The organism is Micromonospora sp. CA-259024 (assembly GCF_050936255.1).
Lineage (GTDB): Bacteria > Actinomycetota > Actinomycetes > Mycobacteriales > Micromonosporaceae > Micromonospora.
On sequence record NZ_JBNJND010000002.1, the window covers coordinates 16367 to 36958 of the forward strand.

The following is a 20592-nucleotide window of genomic DNA, read 5'->3' on the forward strand; positions in this document are numbered from 1 at the left end:
TCTCCTGTCGGAGGGGTACGCGCAGGCGGACGCGCCGCGGGGCCGGAGACCAGCGGGGATGGGAAACGCCTGCAGCGTGCGAGGAAGGGGAGGAACCCGGCGTCAGATGGAGCGTCGACAGGCGGCGCTGGCGACGCGCAGGAGGTCGATGTGACCCCGCTTCGTCAGGTGAACGCTTCGCACGAACCGATCTTGAAGCGGCGTCCGTCCACTGTCAACAGGTTCCCCACAGGTTCGGGCCCTCAAGCCAAAACCCTCCCGACAGATGGGAATTAATCGATCTTGGCGAGGTGGGCGGTGTCGTTGACCGTGCGGACGGCGACGCCACCGTCGGGCCACATGTCGAGCACCGAGATGCCGGCCGCATCCAGGAAGAGCCGATGCAGGAACCCGTCGCCGGCGGCGAGCGCGTCGCGCAGCACCAGCTTGATCGGCGACACGTGCGAGACGACCACCACGGTCTCACCGGGGTACGCGGTGAGCAGCCCGGCGATCACGCGGTGGGCGCGTTCGGCGACGTGGGTGAACGACTCCCCGCCCGGCGGGGCGATCCGGGGTGAGGCGAGCCAGGCGTCCATCTCCCCCGGCCACTGCTGGCGCACCTCGGCGAAGGTGCGCCCCTCCCACTGACCGAAGTCGCACTCGATCAGGTCGTCCTCGGTGCGGACCGGCACGTCACCGAGCGCCCCGGCGATCGCCGCCGCGGTGGACGTACACCGGGACAACGGTGAGCTGAGCACGGCGGCGACGGACGGGGCCAGCGCCGCCACCCGGGCGCCGGTGGCGCGGGCCTGGGCCCGTCCGCTCTCGGAGAGCGGCACGTCGCCGCGGCCGGAGTAGCGCCGCTGCTCGGTGTACTCGGTTTCGCCGTGGCGGACCAGGATCAGCCGGGTGGCGGTGAAACTCGGCCGTGGCTCCCACGAGGCCGGCGCGGTGGCCGGGTCGCTGCCGGTGGCAGGCGTCGCCGGCGGCTGGCCGGTCGCCGGGGTCGCCGGAGGGCGGCCGGCGGCGGCGTCCATGGCGGCGTTGGCGAGCGCGTCGGCGTGCCGGTTCTGCTCGCGGGGGATCCAGGTGAACCGGACCGCGGTGAACCGGCCCACCAGCCCGGCGGCCTGGGCGGCGAGGGGGCGCAGGCCGGGGTGCTTGATCTGCCACCGGCCGCACATCTGCTCGACCACCAGCTTGGAGTCCATCCGGACGTCCACCTCGGCGGCACCCACCTCGGCGGCGGCCGTCAACCCGGCGATCAGCCCCTGGTACTCGGCGACGTTGTTGGTCGCCGTACCAAGCGACTCGGAGCGCTCGGCGAGCACCTCGCCGGTCTCCGGGTCGCGCACCACCGCGCCGTAGCCGGCCGGGCCCGGGTTGCCCCGGGACCCGCCGTCGGCCTCGACGACGACCACGCGCGGCGCCACGACCTACAACCCCGACTCGTTGGTACGGACCATGATCCGCCGGCAGTCCTCGCAGCGCACCACGTCGTCCGGGGCGGCCTTGCGGATCCGGGCCAGGTCGGCACCGGAGAGATCCAACCGGCACCCGCCGCAGCGGCCCGCGGTGAGCAGCGCGGCCCCCAGCCCGGTGTCCTCGCGGATCTTGTCGTAGAGGTTCACCAGGTCAGCCGGAAGGTCGGAGGCGAGCGGCTGACGCGCCCCCCGCTTGAACTCCTCCTCCTTGGCGATCTCGGCCAGCGCCTCGTCGCGGCGCTGCTCGGTCGCGGCCCGCTTGTCCCGGGTGTCGGCCAGCCGCTGCTCCACGCCGTCCAGTACGCCCTGCGCGGTCTCCCGCTGCTCCATCAGCTCCAGCTCGGCGTCCTCCAGGTCGCCCTGGCGCCGGTTCAGCGAGACCAGCTCGTGCTGGAGCGCCTCCAACTCCCGGGCCGGGCCGGTGCCGGCGGCCAGCCGGTTCTCGTCCTTCTGCTTGCGGGCCCGGACCTGCTCGACGTCCTTCTCCAGCCGGGCGATGTCCCGGTCCAGATCGTCGACCGCCACCTGGGCGCGCACCCGCTCGTCCTCCAGCGACGACAACTCCCGGGCCAGCGACTCCAGCTCGGCCCGCTCGGGCAGCGAACGCCGGCGGTGGGCGAGCTGGGCGAGGTTGGTGTCGATCGCCTGGAGGTCGAGCAGGCGGCGCTGCACCTGAGGGTCAGCCTTCACGGTCGGGCTCCTTGTCGTCCACAACGGGTGCGGCGGCGTGCACGGTCCACGGGTCGGTGTCCAGGTCGGACACCAGCGTCTCGACGCCCAGTGCCTCCCGGAGGAGGGCGGCCAGGTCGTCCAGCCACGGTCGTTCGGTCGCCCAGTGGGCGGCGTCGATCAGGGCGGGACCGTCGGCGGCGAGGTGCTCGCCGGCCGGGTGGTGCCGCAGGTCGGCGGTGAGGAACGCGTCCACCCCGGCGGCGGTCGCGGCGCCGAGGAAACTGTCCCCCGACCCGCCGCTGACGGCGAGGGTACGAACCATACGCCCGGGATCCCCCGCCGCGCGAACTCCCCAGGACGTGACGGGGAGCACGGCGGCGGCGTGCCGGGTCAGCTCGGCGAGGGTCATCGGCCGGGGCAGCTCGCCGATCCGACCGAAACCCCGGTCGTCGCCGTGGGCGGGCGACCCGGGCGCGGGCCGCTGTAGTGGACGCAGCCCGGTCAGCCCGAAGCGGGCGGCGAGGGCGTCGGAGACGCCCGGGGAGGCCACGTCGGCGTTGGTGTGCGCCGTGTAGAGCGCCACCCCGGCCCGGATCAGCTGGTGGATGATCCGCCCTTTGAAGGTCGTCGGCGCGACCGACGAGACCCCACGCAGCAGCAACGGGTGATGCGAGACGATCATGTCCACGTCGGCGGCCAGCGCCTCGGCGACCGTCTCGGGCACCACGTCGACCACACAGAGCACCCGGCGGACCGGGGCGGCCGGCTCGCCCAGCACCAGGCCCACCCGGTCCCACTCCTCCGCCCAGACCGGCGGATAGCGCCGTTCCAGCTCCGCCACCACGTCGGTCACCGTGGGGGTGGATCCGATTGTGCTCACGGCGGGCCAGCTTACCGGCGCGCGGGCCGTCGGGCGGTGACACCCGGCCCGGCCGCGCCGGGCGGAAGCCCTGTCGTGAGCGCTAGGCGGCGCTCCAGGAGACGCTTTTTTCCAGCGCGGCCAGGGGCATCGCCCACGGGAAGGCGTGCAGGTGCTGCTCCCCCGTTCCCGGCGGGTGCAGGGCGATCACATGATCGCCGAAGAGCACTGTGACGCCCCACTCGGCCAGCCGGGCCACACCGGCACGAAACGCCGGGTGGGCGGCCATCGCGGCGTTGGTGTACGGCACCGCCACGATGGGGACGCCCTTGCCCTGCGCCTCGACCAGCAACCCGAGCGCGAGGGTGTCGGTGATCCCGGCCGCCCACTTGTTGACCGTGTTGACGGTGGCCGGGCAGACGATCATGGCGTCGGCGGGGGGCAACACGTCCGGATCACCGGGATGCTTGTAGTGCGTCCGCACCGGGTGGCCGGTCTGCCGGATCAGGGCCGACTGGTCGACGAACTTGATCCCGTCCGGCGTGGCGACCACGCAGACGTCCCAACCATCCTGTTGGGCAAGGTCGACCAGACGACCGACGTGCCGTGCCAGCGGCGAACCGCAGGCGATGACGTAGAGCACCCCACGGTGCCCGCTGCTGTGCGGGAAACCGGCCATCAAACCGGCTCCAGGCTCATACCCCTACTCCCATGTGCTCAGCCAACTCCGCTACCGGAGAAGGCGGCGCACCACGTGTGCGACGAAGGATGTCCGACATCACCTCGTGGGCGATCGGCCGGCAGCGGATCTCCGACGGGGCGAGTCGATCACCAAGCAGCAGCATCTCGCCGGCGTTCGCCACGTCGCCGATCTGGGCGTACCCGCGGGAGATGTCGAGCAGGTGGTGGGCGCGGCGTTCGGGCAGCAGCGCGTTGAAGGAGGGCTCCGCTATGCGCAGCTGGTGCACCTCCACGGCCCGGCCACCGTCGCCCAGCTCCACCGCGGCGGCGGCCCGGTGCAGCTCGACGTTGGTCGGGCCGAACGACGTCCAGTAGTGGTTGTGGTCGCCACCGAGCAGGGCGGCAGCCTCCTGCGCACAGTTGATCAGGTCGTCGACGCTGGCCGAGTCGCCGATGCGGGACGCGGCCATCGCACCCTGGAGCAACAGCATTCCGTAGACGGAGAGCCGGGCCGGGGAGACCTCGTTGCTCCCGCCCGGTGCCAGCCGGTTGGCGATCTGGACGTTCAGCTCCAGTGCGGGACGGGCCCGACCCATCGCGACCAGGGCGTTGCACACCCGGGTGGTGGCGATGCCGGCCAGCAGCGGGTCGTCGGCCCGCTGGGCCACTGCCATCGACCGGTCCGCGGCCAGCCAGGCGAGCTCACACTCACCGAGCTTGCGCAGCACCGAGGAGGCGATCTGGTAGACCTGCCCGAGCAGGTGGGCCGCCTCGGGGGCCTGCGCACCGCCGTACGCGGCGTCGGCCGCCTGGGCGTCGCGCAGCAGTTTGGGCAGCGCCCGGGTGAGCATCCCGTAACGGCCGTACTGGTAGGTGAGCCAGGCGTGGTTGACCGCCTTGCGCATGTCGTCCAGCGGCGGCGGGCACGGTGCCGCGTCGAAGTACGCGCTCATCGAGTCGTAGCGTTCCAGCGCCGCCCGGATCTCCTGCACCTCGACCTGGTCGATGCAGTTCAGCGCGTCGGTGCGGCGCTCCGGGTCCTTTCCCATGAGGAGTTGCACGTCCACCTGGAGGATGTCGGCGATCTCGTAGAGGACCGAGAACTTGTCCAACCGACGGACGCCGCGTTCGACCTTGTCCACCCAGCTCTTGGACTTGCCCAACCGGTCCGCGAAGACCTGCTGCGACATCTTGCGGCGCCCCCGCCAGTAGGCCACTCGCCGTCCTATGGGTAGCTCGTCCATCTCCCCATCCCTCCCCTGCCGCCGGCGACCTGTCGGGTCGGGGCGATGTCCGCGAGTGCGGCGGCCGTCGTCCGTCTTCAGGTTTTCGCTGGTCGCACACGATGTACGTCAGCCGTACAGCCAGTCCTCGTACTTTTCGTGCAAGTTGCACGAGCCGTTCGTCAACCTCAACGATCGTGGGTTACGGCAGTGACGGTGCTCGACATGCGACCTGGCGATCGCCGGGCCACACGAGGGGAGATGGCACACATGTGGGGGAACGTCGTACCGCGCGTCGCCGAACTGTCGCCGTTGGAACGGGTCCGGCTGCGCCGGGTCGCCATGCGGTACGCCGCACACGGGTGGGAGGTCACCCCCGGGGCCTGTCTGGCCCGCAGCCGCTTCGTCTGCGGTCGGGCCGGCTGTCCCACCGTCGGCTGCCACCCCGCCCTGGAGAACTGGGAACTGGCCGCCAGCGCCGACCCGGCCCGGGTGGCCACCTGGTGGCGGAACCGTCCACACGGGGTGCTGCTGCCCACCGGCCGGGCCTTCGACGTGCTGGAGGTGCCCGCCCACCTCGGCCGGCACGTGCTCGACGCGGTGCAGATCCACCCGGCCGGCACCGGCGTACGCGGGCCGGTGCTGGTCACGCCCACCGGGCGGTGGATGTTCCTGGTCCGCCCCGGCGACCCGCTCCGGCCCGAGTTGGAGCACTGCTTCCACGTGGTCCGGCACGGGCCGGGCTCCTGGATCCCCGCGCCGCCCACCCGGCTGCCGGAGGGGACCGTCCGCTGGGCGGTCGCCCCCGAGCAGGCCCGCTGGCAACTTCCGGATTCGTACCTCGTGCAGAACACGTTGATCGGGGCGCTGCGCGCCACCGGGGTGACGCTCGCCCCCGACCTGCTCCCCGGTCACCTGCCACTGCCCCGACGAGGCATGTGAGACAGCCCCGGCCGACGATCCATCCGGTGCCCGACAGCGACGCCAGGGCGCCGGTCCTCGTTGACAGGGGGACGGCGCGAACGCGCGCCACGAACGGGGGAACGATGTCCACGGACGACAGAGCGGCTCATCCCGGCGGCACCGAACCGCCCCGGCGCAGCCACCCACGGCACCGCTGGGCCGGCACCCGGCCGTCGGGCTCGCGTCCCGGCCGCCCACGCCCCACCGGCTCCCGTCCGGCTGGCACCCACCGCCCGCTCCGTTAGGGCGCCCCTGCGCCCCCATCACCCCCGCGATCTTGCACTTACTGTCCCGACAATTTCCGCGAAAAGGGCGAATGGCGGACCGAAACTGCAAGATCGCGGGGGTGGGGGGTTGGGGGCGCGGCGCGGGGGTTAGGGCGCCAGCGGGACGCCGGCGGAGTGATACTCGCGGGCGTCGTCGGTGACGACGACGTGGGTGTGGTCGTCGAGGCGGTCCACCCAGCCGAGGCCGGTGACCCCCATGGCGAGAGCGGCGGTGGCGTACGCGTCGGCCACCCCGAGGTCGGTGCCGACCACGGTCACCGAGCGCAGCCCGCCGGCCGGCGCGCCCCGGCGCGGGTCGAGGACGTGTCGTCCCCGCTCATAGACGCCGGAGGTGGCGACGGCCAGGTCGGTGCCCGCGAGCACCAGGAACGTCGCCATCGGGTCCCACGGGTGCCGGATGCCGATCCGCCACGGCTCCCCCGACGGGGAGAGACCGCGCACGCGCACGTCGCCGCCGGCGTTCACACAGTGGTTCGCGGCTCCGGCGGCGAGCAGACGATCCGAGGCGACCTGGGCCGCCCAGCCCTTGACGAACCCGGACGGGTCGAGCCGGCCGGTCGCGTACGCGTCGAAGAACCCGTCGGTGGCACCCCACAGGTCGGCGCAGGCCTCCAGCACGAACCGCAGGTCCGCCGACGCCTCGGAGAGCAGCACCTCACCCCGGTCGAAGCGGCACACCTCGCTGTCCGGCCTGTACGTGCTGAACCGGGCGTCCACCTCGCGCATCCAGGCGAAGACCTGATCCGCCAGCTCGCGCAGGGTCGCCGGGGGCAGGTCGTCGGCGAGGTCCAGGGTGATCGCCGTACCCATGATCTGTTCGACCCGGCACAGCCCGGGTCGGGTCAGCGCGGCCCGCACGTCAGAAGGCCTGCTCGATCGCGGACCGCAGCGACTGCTTGTAGGAGTTGCTGGTCTCGGTGGCCCCGGAGACGGTGTTGAGGCTCGCGTTCTGCTTCTGCACCACCTCGCCGCCGCTGCCGTCGTAGCGGTTGCGGACGTCGCCGCTGTGGATGTCGGATTCACCCCCGCTGGGCAGCGACAGCGCGACGGCCTCGACGATCCGGTTACCGGAGACCACGATCTGCACCTGCACGTACCCGTACTCGTTCTCGAAGCCGTTGCCGGTGACCCGGCGGTTGGTCGGCTGCGCCGCCTTGGTGGTTCGCGGCGCGGCGGGCGCCTTCGTGGTGCGGGTGCCGGACGGCCGGGTGGTGCTCTTGCCGGGTTCGGGCGACGACGGCGCGCGGGGAGCCACCGACGGCGTCGGTGTGCCGTCGGCCGGGCCCGCAGCCGGGTCGGCGCTCGGGTCGACACCCTGCGGGGTGGGGCTGACCGGCTGGGCGGTCGGCAGGTTCTGGGCGACCTGGGTGGCGCCCGGCGAGCCCTTGAACACCACCAGCGCGGTGGTGCTGGCGGCCAGGCCGGTGATCGCGAGGAACGCGCGACGCATGGGATGCCTCTCCTACAGCTCGAACGTGGCCAGGTGGATCTGCCGGCGGGGCACACCGGCCCGGCGCAGCGCACGCACCGACTGTTCCACCAGCCCGGGCGGCCCGCACAGGTAGACGTCGCGCCGGGCCACGTCGGGCACCAGTTGGCGCAACCCGTCCGGGCTGATCAGCTGGCGGGGGCCGGGGTCGTCGCGGGAGCCGATGACGTACCAGACGGAGGTGTCGCGCTCCTGCGCCAGCCAGTCCAGCTCACGGCTGAGCAGCACGTCGGCCGGGGTACGGGCCCGGTAGATCAGGGCGGCGCCCGGCGGCAACTCCTCCAGCATGGCCCGGATCGCCGTGATGCCGCTGCCCCCGGCGATCAGCAGGGCCCGCTCACGGACCCGGTGCGCGGCCGTGAAGGTGCCCGACGGGCCCTGAGCCCAGACCCGGGTGCCCGGGTCCAGGTCGCGCAGGTCAGCGGTGTGCGCGCCGACGACCTTGACGGTGAGCCGCAGCCAGCGGCCGTTCGCGGCGGCGGAGACGGAGAACGGGTGCGACTGCCACCAGCAACCCCGGGTGAGGAAGCGCCAGCGGAAGTACTGGCCACCGAGCATCGCCAGCCGGCCGAGCCGCTCGCCGGTGAGGTAGATGGAGATGGTGTCCGGGCTCTCGGCGACCACGTCGGCGACCCGCAGCCGGTACCGCAGGTTGAACACCAGCGGCGTGATCACCCGGCCCCAGAGCAGCGCGGCGACCACCAGCAGGTACAGCGCGATCCAGCCGGTGCGTACCGGACCGGCCCTGTACAGCTGCGCACCGTGGGTGAACTGGTGGCCGTAGCCGAGCAGCAGGATCAGGTAGCTGGACCGGTGCAGCAGGTGCCACAGCTCGTAGGGCAGCGCCCGCCGGATCGCCCGGACGCTGCTGAACCCGACCAGCATCATGATGCCGGTGGCGACGAACGCCTCGAGCATGTCCTCGTAGTCGCCGAGCAGCGTGCCGACCTCGGCGAGGATCGACTGGTTACGCAGATCCGCGTAGCCGACGAGGATCAGCGACATGTGCGCCAGCACGGCGACCAGCAGGGTGGCACCGATGTCGCGGTGCCAGCGGGCGATCTGCTCGCCGCCGATCCACCGCTCCAGGACCGGCAGCCGGCTCATCATCAGCACCTGCACCAGCAGCAGGTATCCGGCGACCAGGCCGGTGATCCGCCCCGCCGCGGTGACGGTGGCCGCGGTGCTGCGCAGCGAGCCGGCGGGGGTGCCGAGCCACCACGGCAACACGCTGGCGAGCAGGCCGACCAGGAGCAGCACGGCCAGCAGCCGCCGGCCGCCGGGTCCGCGCCGGGCCGGGACCTGCGGGGGTACGGGCGCAGCCGACCGGCCGCCGTCCCGGGACGAGGTCCCGGTACGACGGCCGGCGGCGTGGGTGTGCGGGTGCGTCACGCGTACAGCTTCATCGGCGCGTACTTCTGGCGGGGGAAGACCTTGTCGACCTCCGCGTTGGTCAACCCGAACCGGCCCTGCGCCACCGCGCCGTAGACGTTGAACATGTTGTTGTACTCCGGCACGTCACCGGAATCCAGCTTGTCCAGGCCGTTCCACGTGCCGAGCAGCGAGCCGGCCAGCTTCTTGCCGGAGAGCAGCGTGACCACCCCGCCGTGCCCGTGGTCGGTGCCGCCGCTGTTGGAGCCGACCCGGCGGCCGAACTCGCTGGACACCATGATCGTCACGTCGGCGGCCTGCGGGCCGAGGTCGGTGAAGAACGCGGCCATCGCGGTGGCCAGCTCGTTCAACCGGCGGTGCAGTTGCCCGCCCTCGCGGGTGCCCTGGTTCTCGTGGGTGTCGTAGCCACCCATGCCGACGGTGGCGACCCGGACGTTGGCACCGCCCTTGATCAGCTGGGCGAGTTGCTGGAACGCGTTGCCGACGCCCTCGTACGTGACACCCTCGGCGGGCTGGTACGGCTTGGCGGCGAGCTTCTGGGCCGTGGCCAACGCGCCCATGCCCTCCTGCACGGCCTCCTCGACCGGGTGGTTGATCCCGGTGAAGAGCCCCTTGATGGCCTTCTCGGTGGCGGCCCGGAACCGCTCGTCGCCGTTGAGCCGCAGCGACCCGACGTTGTTCAGCGACAACGCGCCGTTGTTGCCCACCAGCGAGCGGGGCAGGGTGCTGCCGATGCCGACACTGCGGAACGCGGTGCCCTTGCCGAGGTTGTCGACCAGACCGTCCAGCCAGCCCCGGCCGCCGGTCTCGTTGGGCAGCCCGCCCAGGTTGCAGGCGTCCGCGGCCTGGAAGTGACTGCGTGACAGGCGCTCGTCCGACACCGCCGGGATGAAGCCCAGCTGACCGGCCGTGAGCCACTTCTCCAGCGGCTTGAACGCGCTGGTCAGCTTGAAGCCGCGGCCCACCGCCAGCGAGTCGTTGCCGAGCAGCAGGTCGGGGCGGGCCTTGGCGAGCACCGGGTCGTTGTCCGGCGCGATCAGGCTCAGCCCGTCCAGCCCGCCGTAGAGGAAGACGTGGATCAGGGTGCCGGTCTTGGTCGCCGCGAACGACGCCGAGGTGGTGACGAACTGGGCGGTGGCCAGGGCGGTGGCGGTGGCCGCGGCACCGGCGACGAAGGTCCGCCGGGTGACTCCTCGACCGTCCTGCTGGGCCTCCTCCAGGTTCTCCAGGGTGCGGTAGCGGTCGAACTCGGCGGCGTTCTCGGCGGCGACGATGTCCGCCTCCGCGCGCAGCAGCGCCTCGGCCGGGTTGTCGGCCAGCCGCCGCACGTCGGGGCATTCGGGGTGCAGGGGGAACGAGTTGTACACAGTCTTCTCCATCGGGTGCCTCACCGGAGGTGGTGCTGGGGGGACGCGAGGATCGCCCGCGCGACGGCGGTGATGGCCCCGTTGAACGTGGCGTCGACCTTGGCGGTCGCCGGCACACCGGCCACGCCGAGGATCAGGTTCTTCTCCCGCGTGCTCAGCTTCTGACCCACCAGCCGCAGGGAGAGCGCGTCCACGTACGCCCCGGCGGTGGCCGGCGGCTTGGCGACCAGCTTCTCCGGCGGGGTGTACGTGAAGGCGGTGCGGTAGCCGGCGACGATCTCGCCCGCCTCGTTCCAGCCGTTGACCATGGTGCCGGCCGACGTCCAGGCGACGTAGACGTCCGGGTAGCCGTCCGGGGTGGGCTGGCCCATCGGAGAGTGGCCCAGCTCGCGCAGCTTGTCGTGGATCTGCCGCAGGCCCCGGGCGTACGGGGTGCGCTTGTTGTCGCCGTTGTTGTGCTTCGGCGACGCCTCCGGCGAGACGCCCAGGGTGCGGTACGTGGCGACCAGGTACTCCATCGGACGGCGCACCTTCTGCCCCACCGCCGCCCAGAACTCCGAGGAGCAGAACAGGGTCATCAGCACCGGCTTGATCATGCCCAGGTTGGCGGTGTACGTCTTGGCCAGCCGGTCCACCAGGGACTTCGGCGGGGTGTCCGAGACGAACCTGGTTGCCAGGCTCTGCGCCACGTACCTCGCGGTCGACGGGTGCAGCGCGATGTAGGTGATGTACGCGTCGATCGCCGCTTCGGCCTTCTTCGGGTCCGCCGAGTTGTTCGCGTGGCTGAAGCCGAGGATCTTCACCTTGCCGACGTAGTGCTGCTCCGGCCGGAAGACGTACCTGCCCTTGTCGTCGACGCCGCGGCCGGTCTGCAGCAGGGCTGCCTGGCGCACGTCCGGCTCCTTGTAGCCGCCGTCGACGCCGACCGAGTAGAGCTCGAGGTTCTCCCGGGCGAGGTTCTCGTTGATCGCGTCCTTACGGGAGTCCTTCTGGTTCAGGTAGATCAGCAGTGCGGGGTGCTTGTTCGCAGCGATCAGCATCTCCGGGTAGCTGCCCATCGCGTGCTTGCGGATGACGTCCTGGTCGAACGAGCTGCGGTACACCTCGCCGCCGTCGAAGTCGGCGGCGACGTGCAGGAAGTCGTTCCAGAAGTCGACCATCACCTCGAACAGCTGGCGCTTGGACCAGATCTGCCGGGCGATGGTGGCGTCGACCATCTCCCGCTCCGGCTGGGCGCCCTGGTCGTTGAGCTTGTCCCGCTGGTCGCGCAGCTGCTGCACGGTGAGCTTCTGGGTGGGCAGCTCGGCGAGCTTCAACTCGGCCCTGCTCGGCTCGATCTTGTCCGGGTCCAGTTGGGCGCGGACCCAGGCGTCGATGCCCTGCTTCTTGATGTCGGCGATCACCGCCGGCGTCGCCCCGAAGGTGGTCCGCCGGGCCAGGTGCAGGATCGGGTCCTTGGCCAGCACCGTCTTCACGGTCACCGGGGTCGCCGCCGCGGCGGCGGCCGGGCCCGGGAAGGTCCGTCCACCGGACGGTGCGTTCTTCTTCAGCGCCTCACCGGCCCGGGAGCCCATGTAGCTCTCGTTCTGCTCGGTGTAGGTGCGCACCGTGCTGGGCTGCTGGCCACTGGGCCGCGCCGCGGTGCCGTCGGTCACCGTGCTGCCGGTCGCGTCGCCAGCTACCGCCTCGTCACCGAAGAGGCCACGGAACTGCGGGGTCATGGCGAGCGCCGCGCCACCGGCGACGATAGCGGCGGTGCCACCGAGGGCCACCATGGCCTTGCGCCGGCCGACCTTGTGACCCGGCTCGTCGTCATCGTCCAGGGTGGGCAGTCCGGTGCCGACGGGCCGCGCCGGGGCCGGACGGCCGAGACCCTCCGGGCCGATCCACTGCGGGCCGCGCGGTGCGGGCGCGGGATGCCCGGTGTGCGCGTAACCGTCGCCGTACTGCTCGCGCGGGTCGGCCTGCGCCGGGTAGCCGCCCTGGTAGGGGTTGGGCGAGTCGTACCCGTAGGGCGCCGCCCCGTTGGGGTCGCCGTAACCGTCCGCGCTGTGGTGCTGGAGTCCGTCCCAACCGCGGTCGTCCCGCGGTCGGCGTGGTGGCACATTCTGGTCGGCCATGTACCAATCCCGATTTCTGCTGAGCGCCGGAAGCTGCGACCGGGCAGGTGCGGCAGGTGCGGCGACTGTTGCCTGAGGGGGTTGCTACGGCAAGGTAGCCAAGGCCCCAGGGGCCTTCAAGGTGGCGCTGAACGCCCTTGTGAGGGCACTTAAGACACCGCTCAGCGCGCCGTCGGCGGCGGGCGGCGGGCCGGGCACGCACGCGGACCTTCCCAGCAGGGCGTACGGGGCGGCAGCCGGGCACGGAACGGACCACGCCGTCCTACGCGACACTTTCCGCGCCGTTCACCACCACAGGCAAACTTAAGGCTCGGGTAAGCCGGACATGAGACGTCCTCGCGCGGAGGAAAGTAGGAGCAACGGGCGAGCGTGAGCCGCCACCCCAGCGGGTATGCCGCCGAACCGCTGAACGCGTGAGGGGAAGGCAGCGCCATGCTCAGCAAAGAGGATCAGCGCAGGTTCGACCAGATCACCCGTCAGCTCCGGGAGAGTGACCCGGCGTTCTTCGCTCGGCTGGACCATCGGGTCCGAGCCCGCAGGGGCCGCTATCTGATGTTGTTGACCATCGTGCTGTGGGCGTCGCTGCCGGCGATAGCCGTGTTCGCCGGTCGGCTGACCGGCGCGATCTGCGCGGTGGTGCTGGTGGCCAACGCCGCGATCATGTGGCGGTTCCGCCGCCGCTGGACGTGACGGCTCACCGGTCCGCCGGGCCGAAGGCCCGGTACGCACGGCGCAGCCGTTCGAGCAGTCCCGGCCCACCGATGGCCGGGGCGGGCGCTCCGAGCTGGCGCAGCAACAGGTCGGGGCCGGTCACCAGTCGGGGCGGCCGGTCAGGTAGCGGCACCGGTGGCAACCAGAACCGGTCCGCCGCCTCCGCCAGTGGGGTCGCCGACAGGCCGGCCAGCGCACGGGCCGCGCCGACCGGCGCCGCGACGTCCACGGCCGACCCGTCGCCGTCCGATTCGGACGGTGCATCGACCGGTTCGGTCGACGGGGTGGCCCCGGTGGCCTCGGCCCGCCGGGCGCGGAGCTCATCGAGCAGCTCCGCGCGGGACCGGCCGCGCCAGTGCAGCAGCTCGAACGGGTCCGCGTCGAACGCCTCGGCCAGCAGGTAGAACGTCGCCGCGAGGTGCTTGCACGGCACCGCGAAGTCGGGGCAGTTGCACCGCTGGGTCAGCTCGTCCACGCCGGCCGGGAAGAGCGGCGCGCCGGCGGCGACGAACAGCTCCTCCAGCTCGTCGGGGAGGTCCCCGGCGAGCAGCCGGGCGCTGAAGAACGCCTGCCCGGCCAGCTCCGCCTCGATGCGGGACCAGAGCGCAGCCGGAAACGGCTTCAGCGCGATGGACACCTGGTACGGCTGGGGCCGGGAGCCCTGCACCACAGCACTGACCCGCCCGGGTGCGATGTCGAGCGTGAGTACCTGACCGGCGCGCGCGTACGACCGGCCCCGGGTCAGCCGGGTGCCGAGCGCGAACGACTCCAGCACCTCCAGGAAACGCCGGGACCACCAGGAGCGGCCGATCGCGCCCCGGGCGCTGCGCGCCCGCAGACCCCCGTCGACCCGGCGGGGGCGCCCGTAGTCGGCGAACCGGTCGGTGCTCACGCCATCGCTCCGCTCGCTCACTACTCGACCACCGCCCCGGCTTCCAGGGCGAACAGCTCACGCAACTGGCCGGTGGACAGCTCGGTGATCCACTGCTCGCCGGTGCCGACCACCCGCTCGGCGAGGCTGCGCTTGTCGGCGATCAACGCGGCCACCTTCTCCTCCACGGTGCCGGCGCAGACGAACTTGCGGACCTGCACCCGCCGGCGCTGCCCGATCCGGAACGCCCGGTCGGTGGCCTGGTCCTCCACCGCCGGGTTCCACCACCGGTCCACGTGCACCACGTGATTGGCGGCGGTCAGGGTGAGCCCGGTGCCACCGGCCTTGAGAGAGAGGACGAACAGCGGCGGGCCGTCCGCCGACTGGAAGCGCTGCACCATGGCGTCCCGCTCGGCCTTGCCGAGCCCACCGTGCAGGAACAGCACCTCCCGGCCGAACCGCGCGGACAGGTGACCCCGCAGCATCGCACCGAACTCGGCGTACTGCGTGAACAGCAGCGCCCGCTCCCCCGCCGCCAGCACCTCCTCCACGATCTCGGTCAGCCGGGCCAGCTTGCCGGAGCGGCCCTCCAGCGGCGAGCCGTCACGCAGCAGCTGAGCAGGGTGGTTGCAGACCTGCTTGAGCCGGGTCATGGTGGCCAGCACCAGACCGCGTCGCTCGATGCCCTCGCTGGTCTCGATCCGGGTGAGCATGTCGTCGACCACGACCCGGTAGAGGGCGGCCTGCTCGGCGGTGAGGTTGCAGAGCACCTCCATCTCCAACTTCTCCGGCAGGTCGGAGATGATCGACGAGTCGGTCTTGAGCCGGCGCAGAACGAACGGGCCGGTGATGCGGCGTAACCGCTCGGCGGCCTCGGCGTCGCCGTGCCGCTCGATCGGCTCGGCGAACCGCTTGCGGAACGTCGCGGCCGGTCCGAGCAGGCCCGGATTGGCGAACTGCATGATCGACCAGAGGTCGGCGAGCCGGTTCTCCACCGGCGTACCGGTCACCGCCACCCTCTGCCGGGCGGGCAGCGCGCGGACCGCCTCGGCCTGCCGGGTCGACGCGTTCTTGATCGCCTGCGCCTCGTCCACCACCACCCGGTGCCAGTCGATGCCGGCCAGGTCGACGGCGTCGCGGGCGGCCACCGAGTAGGTGGTGAGGACCAGGTCCGCGTCATGCGCGGCCGTCGTGAACTCCGCCCCCCGGGCCCGCTCCGCCCCATGGTGTACGTGCACACGCAGCCCCGGGGTGAAGCGCGCCGCCTCCCGCTGCCAGTTGCCGACTAGTGACATCGGACAGACCAGCAGGGTCGGTCCGGCCTCCGGCGGGTCCCCGGCGAGCAGCGCGAGTAGTTGCACGGTCTTGCCCAGCCCCATGTCGTCGGCGAGCACGCCGCCCAGGCCGAGCGAGCGCAGGAAGGCCAGCCAGGCCAGCCCGCGCCGCTGGTACGGCCGCAGCGTCCCCTGGAAGCCGGGCGGCGGATCCAGTGGGGTGAGCCGTCGCTCGACCGCCCCGGCGAGCAGGTCGCCCAGTGCCCCGTCGGCGGTCACCTCCAGCACCGGTAGCGCCCCGGTGGCCTCGCCGTCGGCCAGCCCGAGGCGGAGCAGGTCGGCGACGGTCAGCTCGCCGGCAGAGCGGAGCAGGCGCAGTCCGGCGGCGAGCCGCGCCGGGTCCAGCTCCACCCACCGGCCGCGCAACCGCACCAGCGGTGTCTTCGTCTCGGCCAGCGCCGCCAACTCCTCGGCGGAGAGCGGCTGGTCACCGAGTGCGATCTCCCAGCGGTAGTCGACCAGGGCGTCCAGACCGACACCGGCGTCGGCGCCGCCCACCGTGCCGGGCGCGGTGCGGCTGCGGGCACGCAACCGGGCGCCGAGCCGCGCCGACGGGCGCTGCCACCAGGACGGCAGCAGCACCCCGAAACCGGCCGCGTGCAACACCGGGGCACCCTCGCTGAGGAACCGGTGGGCTCCCTCGACGTCGAGCTCCATCGCCTCGGGGGCGGCGGTGCGCAGCGCGGCGTCCAGGTCCGGCCAGAGCCGGCTGGCCCGCCCCAGCTCGGCGAGCAGCGTCTCCTGCGGGTTGGCCGTACGGCCGGCGAGGCCACCGAGCGTCTGCGGCGCCTGCCAGACCTGCCCGGCGTCGACGTGCAGGCCGGGCTCGTCGGCCGCCTGCAACCCGAACTCCAGCCGCCAGCGCCCGCCGGCGGGCGGCTCAACCGGCGGCGGCACGATGTCGGCCGACACCGGGCGGGTGGCCAGGATCGGTTCGGTGACCTCGTCGGGGGCCGGTTCCACCAGCCGGAAACTGGCCCGCACCGGGCCACCGGCAGCGTCGCGCTGCCAGAGGTCCAGCTCGGCCCGGAGGGTGTCCAGCGCCGCCGGGTCGACGGTGAAGTCACGCCGGGGGCCGGCGAGCGCGGCCAACCAGGCCGGCGCCGGGCCGCCCGGTCGCAGCCCCCGGGCCAGGGTGGTGGTCGCCAGAGCAGCCCGCGCGGCCGCGTCGGTCAACGCGTCGAGCGCATCCGTGACCAGCTCGGCGGCAGTCAGCTCGGTGCCGCTCGGGGCGGTGGTCGGGGCGCGCCGCACAGCAGCGGCGGCAGCCGGCACGACGACGGCGGCTCGGGCGGCTGGTGGCAGAGCCAGCGCCAGCGACCGCGCCCAGCCGGCGTCGGTGCCGGTCAGCAACGGACGCCAGACCGCCCGCGCTGGCACCTGCACGCCAGCTCCAGCCTTCGCCGTCGCGGCGGCGCCGGGCATCCGGGAACCCGCCGTCGTACTGACCCCGGGGAGTACGCGGCCACGGGTCACCAGATCGGCGGCGAAGTCGGCCAGCTCGGCGAGGTGCCGCAGGGTGGCCCCGGGCACCGCCGGGAGTTCGCCCAGCGCGCGCAGCAGCGACAGCGCGTCGTCCGGGGCGTACACCAGCACGGGGACCCGCCACCCGGCCAGGGTGAGCTGGCCGCGGGCGGGGGGTGCGACGGTGGTCCGGATCAGCTCGGGTGAGTCGGTCGGCGCGCCCGCCCGGGTGGGCAGGGTGAGGAGCGCGGTGTCCGGGCGGGCCGGCTCGGCGGCGTCGGCGAGGACGGCGACCAGGTCGGCGTGCCCGGCAGCGAAGGGGTGCGGGCGCTCCCGGGGCGGCCGGCCGGGACGGGCCTGCGGGGGTGGCGCGGCGCTGTCCTCGGCCCAGAGGGCGAGACCGGCGGCCGAGCCGTCGCAGGGCTTCCACAGCCCGTGGATGACCAGCACGTACTCCCCCTCGTAGCCGCCCGCGCCCAGAATAGGCGGCCCCCGGACGGCAGAGGCGCTCGGTGACGGGGTGACGCCGCGATCTTGCACTTCTGGTCGCCGATTTGCCGGAAAATCCGCCCTATGTCGGGACAGGAAGCGCAAGATCGCGTGGGATGCCCGGCCCCGCCACCGGCCTGGGGTCAGACCGCGCCGGTGGTGCCGTCGGTCAGCTCACGCAGGATGTCGGCGTGACCGGCGTGCCGGGCCGTCTCCTCGATCAGGTGCACCAGGATCCAGCGCAGCGACACCTCGCCGAGTTGCGGGTGCGGCACCACGTGGTCGAGGTCGAAGCGCGCCGCGACCTCCCGGGACCGGGCGCAGGCCCGCTCGTACGCCTCGACGAGCCCGGCCACGGTGTCGTGTTCGCCGACGGCGAAGCTGTCCACCGCGTCCTCCTCCGAGGTCAGGTAGACGTCTCCGGGCTGGGGGGCCAGCAGGGTCGGAAACCAGTTCCGCTCGACCAGGGTCAGGTGCTTGACCAGCCCGGCGAGCGTGGTCGCCGACGGCACGATCCGGCGGCGCGCGTCGGCGTCGGTCAGGCCGTGCAGCTTGCGCAGCAGCACGGCACGGTGGAAGTCGAGGAAAGAGTCGAGGACGGCGCGCTCGTCGCCGGTGCGGGCGAGCACCGGGCCGAGCGCCGGATCGATCGTCTGCTCCATCCGCCGACCCTAGCGACGGACCGGGGCCCTCGCTGCCCCGCTATCCGCTGCGGGCGGGCGGCACGACGGGCAGGATGGGCGCATGGCCTCATCCGTGCAGATCCTGCTCGTCGGTGGCACGGCGGACGGGCAGACCATCACCGTCGAACTGGACAGCAATGGTCGTCCACCGCTGACCCACCATCACCTCGGCCCGGGTGGGCTGGCCGAGGCGCAGATCTACGAGTTGGAGACCGCCCGCGAAGAGGCCCGCGAGTGGCGCTACCGGTGGACCGGCCCGGCGGTGTGAACGCCGACTCAGACCCGGGTGAGGGCATGGCTGCGCAGGCTCTCCAGCACGCCCCGGGTGACCTCCGAGGTGCCCCGGGCCTGCTCGCACACTTCCGCCACCCGGCGGGCGGTGGCCTCGGCGCGTTGTTCCCGCTCGTCCCACAACCGGTCGACCTCGGCCAGCAGCGGCCCCTCGACCTCCCGCTCCACGCCGCGTAGCGCCGGCACGCCGAGCCGTTGCGCCAGGTCGAAGACCTTGCCGGCGTACGGCAGGGGCAGGAACGGTGTGCCGACCATCGCCGCGAAGATCAGGAAATGCAGGCGCATGCCGACGGCCAGGTCGAAGTGGCGCATCAACCCGAGCACCTGCTGCGGCGAGTAGGTGCCGTGCAGGATTCGGCCCCGCTCGGCGGCGACCATGTGTGACAGCACCCCGTGGGCGTGCCGGATGTCGTCGCGTTCCATCGGCACGAACAGCACGTACGCGTCGATCCGGTGCACCAGGAAGTCACCGATCTGGGCCAGCAGCCGGTGGTAACCGTCCACGTCGAGCCGTTCGGCGGCCCGTCCGGGCTCCCGCACGCTGATCCCGACCAGCCGCTTACCGATCGGCACACCCTCCTCGGCGAGGAGGTGGGCCGGGAACTCCTCCGGCTGGAGAAGGAACGCCGGGTCCGCGGTGACCGTGATCGGGTTGAGCAGGCCGGCCTCCTCCAGCACCATCCGGGACTCCTGGTCCCGCACGGTCACCTGGGTCGCGCCGGCGAGCGTCTCCCGGACCATGCCGGTGTCCACCGCGTCGCTGAGCGGCCCGACCCCCACCGCGTACGTGATCAGCGGCAGGCCACGCTCCTGGGCGACCCGGACCACCCGAAGGTAGCGGCGGGCCTCCCGGTCGTAGAGGATCCCGCCGCCGCCCAGGATGAGCAGGTCGAGCTGGGCCAGGACCAGGGCGGAGTCGGTGCGGCTGACGCCCTCCCAGGGCACCGCCTCGACATCCGGGTGGGCGGCCCGGGTGTGCTCCGGGTTGCGGGAGAAGACAATGATGCGAGCGTTCGGTTCCTGCGTTCGCAGATCGGTCAGCAGACCGGTGAGGATCGCCTCGTCGCCGAGGTTTCGCCCACCGTACGAACCGAGCACACCGATGGTCAGTCCGGCGCCGTGCGTCATCCGTCGCTCCTCCCCGGGTGCGGTCCGCGCCGGTTTCCCGCTGGGCAGGTGAACAGTCCTGCCGGGGAGACCGCCCTGGGTCGTTCCCGGCCACGCCGACGGCTCGACCCGCCGGGTCGATCCGCTTCGCCATCTGCTGTGCGGTGACCTCGAAGCCCAGACTCCGGTAGAGCCCGATCGCCACGATGTTCGTGCCGAAGACGTTCAGACCCAGCTCGGGCACCCTGAGCTGGATCATCCGGTGTGCGTGACCTCGTCCCCGATGCGCCGGGTGCACCTCGATGTTCTGGATCCAGGCGCGTTGTGAGCCGCCCGTCTCCGGCAGGGTCACCCAGATCCAGCCGACCTCGGTGTCGTCGGGCCGGCAGCGAGCCAGCCAGTTGCCCGCCCGGGTCAGCGTGCCGCCGGCGCCGACTCCAGCAGGTACGCCAACCGCGCCAGGTCGTCGAGGCGCAGATCGCCGTCGAGCCCCTTCAGTGCGGCGGTCATCGCGCCGGCCGCGCGCCCGGCCCGCAGCCCGACCTCGGCGTCCTCGACGACCAGACATCGCGCCACGGGCACGTTCAGCAGCGCGGCAGCTCGCAGGTAGCCCTCCGGGTCCGGCTTGCCGACGCGCACGTCCTCCACCGTGACCAGGACGGGCGCAACGATGCCGGCGGCCCTGAGCCGAACCTCGGCCAGCCGGGCGTCGGCGCTGGTCACCACCGCCCAGGGCAGACCCCGCCCGGCCAGCGCGCTCAGGAGTTCGTACGCCCCGGGGGTGGCCGTCACGTCGGACAGGTCGTCGTACTGCAACGCGAGCTGCCGTGCCGCGGCGACGGCGACCGTGGTGTCGTCGAGCCCGGGCAGCAGCCGGCGAATGGTCCGGTCGGCCGGGCTGCCGTGCGCGATCGCCAGCGCCGCGGCAGGGTCGACGGCGTACTCGACGGCCCACCGCTCCCAGGCCCGCTCGACGGCGGCGTCGGAGTCGACCAGGGTGCCATCCATGTCGAACAGCACCGCGTCGATACCTGACAGATCCACGACCACGCTCCCCGAATCGCTCGCGTCAGCAGGACAGGGCCATCCTGCCCGACCTCCATGATCCGCGCGGGTGCGCGGG

Annotated in this window: 19 protein-coding genes and 1 pseudogene; 3 read left to right on the forward strand and 17 right to left on the reverse strand. The window is 72.6% G+C overall.

Annotation, left to right across the window (positions count from 1 at the left end):
- Positions 1-102: 102 nt before the first annotated feature.
- From ACQEUX_RS19330 to ACQEUX_RS19355, 6 genes are all read right to left on the reverse strand, one after another.
- On the reverse strand, positions 103-339 hold the full coding sequence (locus tag ACQEUX_RS19330; RefSeq protein ID WP_433050095.1) for a putative leader peptide: 237 nt from the start codon (positions 337-339) through the stop codon (positions 103-105).
- Complete coding sequence (locus ACQEUX_RS19335) at positions 273-1415, reverse strand: bifunctional RNase H/acid phosphatase (protein ID WP_433050098.1); 1143 nt, start codon at positions 1413-1415, stop codon at positions 273-275. Before ACQEUX_RS19335 ends, ACQEUX_RS19330 begins: the two co-directional genes overlap by 67 nt.
- 3 nt (positions 1416-1418) lie before the next feature.
- Complete coding sequence (locus ACQEUX_RS19340) at positions 1419-2156, reverse strand: zinc ribbon domain-containing protein (protein WP_433050101.1); 738 nt, start codon at positions 2154-2156, stop codon at positions 1419-1421.
- Positions 2146-2982, reverse strand: a complete 837-nt coding sequence (locus tag ACQEUX_RS19345) for a Nif3-like dinuclear metal center hexameric protein (RefSeq protein WP_433056966.1) — start codon at positions 2980-2982, stop codon at positions 2146-2148. The genes ACQEUX_RS19340 and ACQEUX_RS19345 overlap by 11 nt, the downstream gene beginning before the upstream one ends.
- 118 nt (positions 2983-3100) lie before the next feature.
- Entirely contained in the window at positions 3101-3676 is a 576-nt protein-coding gene (locus ACQEUX_RS19350; protein ID WP_433050104.1) for a flavoprotein, read from the reverse strand.
- A gap of 16 nt (positions 3677-3692) precedes the next feature.
- Entirely contained in the window at positions 3693-4922 is a 1230-nt protein-coding gene (locus tag ACQEUX_RS19355) for a helix-turn-helix domain-containing protein (RefSeq protein WP_433050107.1), read from the reverse strand.
- Positions 4923-5171: 249 nt separating this feature from the next.
- Here ACQEUX_RS19355 and ACQEUX_RS19360 point away from each other — a divergent pair, with 249 nt between their 5' ends.
- Positions 5172-5843 (forward strand): bifunctional DNA primase/polymerase, encoded by a 672-nt coding sequence (locus tag ACQEUX_RS19360; RefSeq protein WP_433056968.1) that lies wholly within the window; start codon positions 5172-5174, stop codon positions 5841-5843.
- Positions 5844-6238: 395 nt separating this feature from the next.
- Here ACQEUX_RS19360 and ACQEUX_RS19365 read toward each other — a convergent pair whose 3' ends face one another.
- The 5 genes from ACQEUX_RS19365 to ACQEUX_RS19385 are packed head-to-tail and all read right to left on the reverse strand — an operon-like array spanning position 6239 to position 12519.
- Entirely contained in the window at positions 6239-6961 is a 723-nt protein-coding gene (locus tag ACQEUX_RS19365) for an FAD:protein FMN transferase (protein WP_433056970.1), read from the reverse strand.
- Positions 6962-7010: 49 nt separating this feature from the next.
- Positions 7011-7601 carry an FMN-binding protein gene (locus ACQEUX_RS19370; protein WP_433050110.1) on the reverse strand — a complete coding sequence of 197 codons (591 nt, stop codon included), beginning with the start codon at positions 7599-7601 and terminating at the stop codon, positions 7011-7013.
- A 12-nt stretch (positions 7602-7613) separates the two neighbouring features.
- Entirely contained in the window at positions 7614-9032 is a 1419-nt protein-coding gene (locus tag ACQEUX_RS19375; RefSeq protein WP_433050113.1) for a ferredoxin reductase family protein, read from the reverse strand.
- A complete protein-coding gene (locus tag ACQEUX_RS19380) occupies positions 9029-10411 on the reverse strand; it encodes a DUF1501 domain-containing protein (RefSeq protein ID WP_433050116.1) in 1383 nt (460 codons plus the stop codon). Before ACQEUX_RS19380 ends, ACQEUX_RS19375 begins: the two co-directional genes overlap by 4 nt.
- A gap of 8 nt (positions 10412-10419) precedes the next feature.
- Positions 10420-12519, reverse strand: coding sequence for a DUF1800 domain-containing protein (locus ACQEUX_RS19385; protein ID WP_433050119.1), 2100 nt, complete (start codon positions 12517-12519; stop codon positions 10420-10422).
- Positions 12520-12951: 432 nt separating this feature from the next.
- On the opposite strand from ACQEUX_RS19385, the gene ACQEUX_RS19390 reads away from it, so the two are divergent.
- A complete protein-coding gene (locus tag ACQEUX_RS19390) occupies positions 12952-13209 on the forward strand; it encodes a DUF3040 domain-containing protein (protein ID WP_110565672.1) in 258 nt (85 codons plus the stop codon).
- 4 nt (positions 13210-13213) lie between these two features.
- Here the strand turns inward: ACQEUX_RS19390 and ACQEUX_RS19395 are convergent, their stop codons facing one another.
- The 3 genes from ACQEUX_RS19395 to ACQEUX_RS19405 all read right to left on the reverse strand — a co-directional run bounded on the left by ACQEUX_RS19395 (position 13214) and on the right by ACQEUX_RS19405 (position 18050).
- Positions 13214-14143, reverse strand: a complete 930-nt coding sequence (locus tag ACQEUX_RS19395) for an SWIM zinc finger family protein (RefSeq protein WP_433050123.1) — start codon at positions 14141-14143, stop codon at positions 13214-13216.
- The gene (locus ACQEUX_RS19400; protein WP_433050126.1) at positions 14143-17349 is read right to left on the reverse strand and encodes an SNF2-related protein; all 3207 of its coding nucleotides are present in this window, start codon (positions 17347-17349) and stop codon (positions 14143-14145) included. The genes ACQEUX_RS19395 and ACQEUX_RS19400 overlap by 1 nt, the downstream gene beginning before the upstream one ends.
- Before the next feature lie 182 nt (positions 17350-17531).
- On the reverse strand, positions 17532-18050 hold the full coding sequence (locus ACQEUX_RS19405) for a DinB family protein (RefSeq protein WP_433050129.1): 519 nt from the start codon (positions 18048-18050) through the stop codon (positions 17532-17534).
- Positions 18051-18132: 82 nt separating this feature from the next.
- Here ACQEUX_RS19405 and ACQEUX_RS19410 point away from each other — a divergent pair, with 82 nt between their 5' ends.
- Entirely contained in the window at positions 18133-18339 is a 207-nt protein-coding gene (locus ACQEUX_RS19410; RefSeq protein WP_433050132.1) for a hypothetical protein, read from the forward strand.
- An 8-nt stretch (positions 18340-18347) separates the two neighbouring features.
- Here ACQEUX_RS19410 and ACQEUX_RS19415 read toward each other — a convergent pair whose 3' ends face one another.
- From ACQEUX_RS19415 to ACQEUX_RS19425, 3 genes and pseudogenes are all read right to left on the reverse strand, one after another.
- Complete coding sequence (locus ACQEUX_RS19415; RefSeq protein WP_433050135.1) at positions 18348-19490, reverse strand: polysaccharide pyruvyl transferase family protein; 1143 nt, start codon at positions 19488-19490, stop codon at positions 18348-18350.
- Positions 19491-19647: 157 nt separating this feature from the next.
- A pseudogene (locus ACQEUX_RS19420) lies at positions 19648-19887 on the reverse strand (GNAT family N-acetyltransferase); the annotation flags it as partial.
- Positions 19884-20513 (reverse strand): HAD-IA family hydrolase, encoded by a 630-nt coding sequence (locus ACQEUX_RS19425; protein WP_433050138.1) that lies wholly within the window; start codon positions 20511-20513, stop codon positions 19884-19886. The pseudogene ACQEUX_RS19420 and the gene ACQEUX_RS19425, both read right to left, overlap by 4 nt.
- Positions 20514-20592 lie beyond the last annotated feature (79 nt).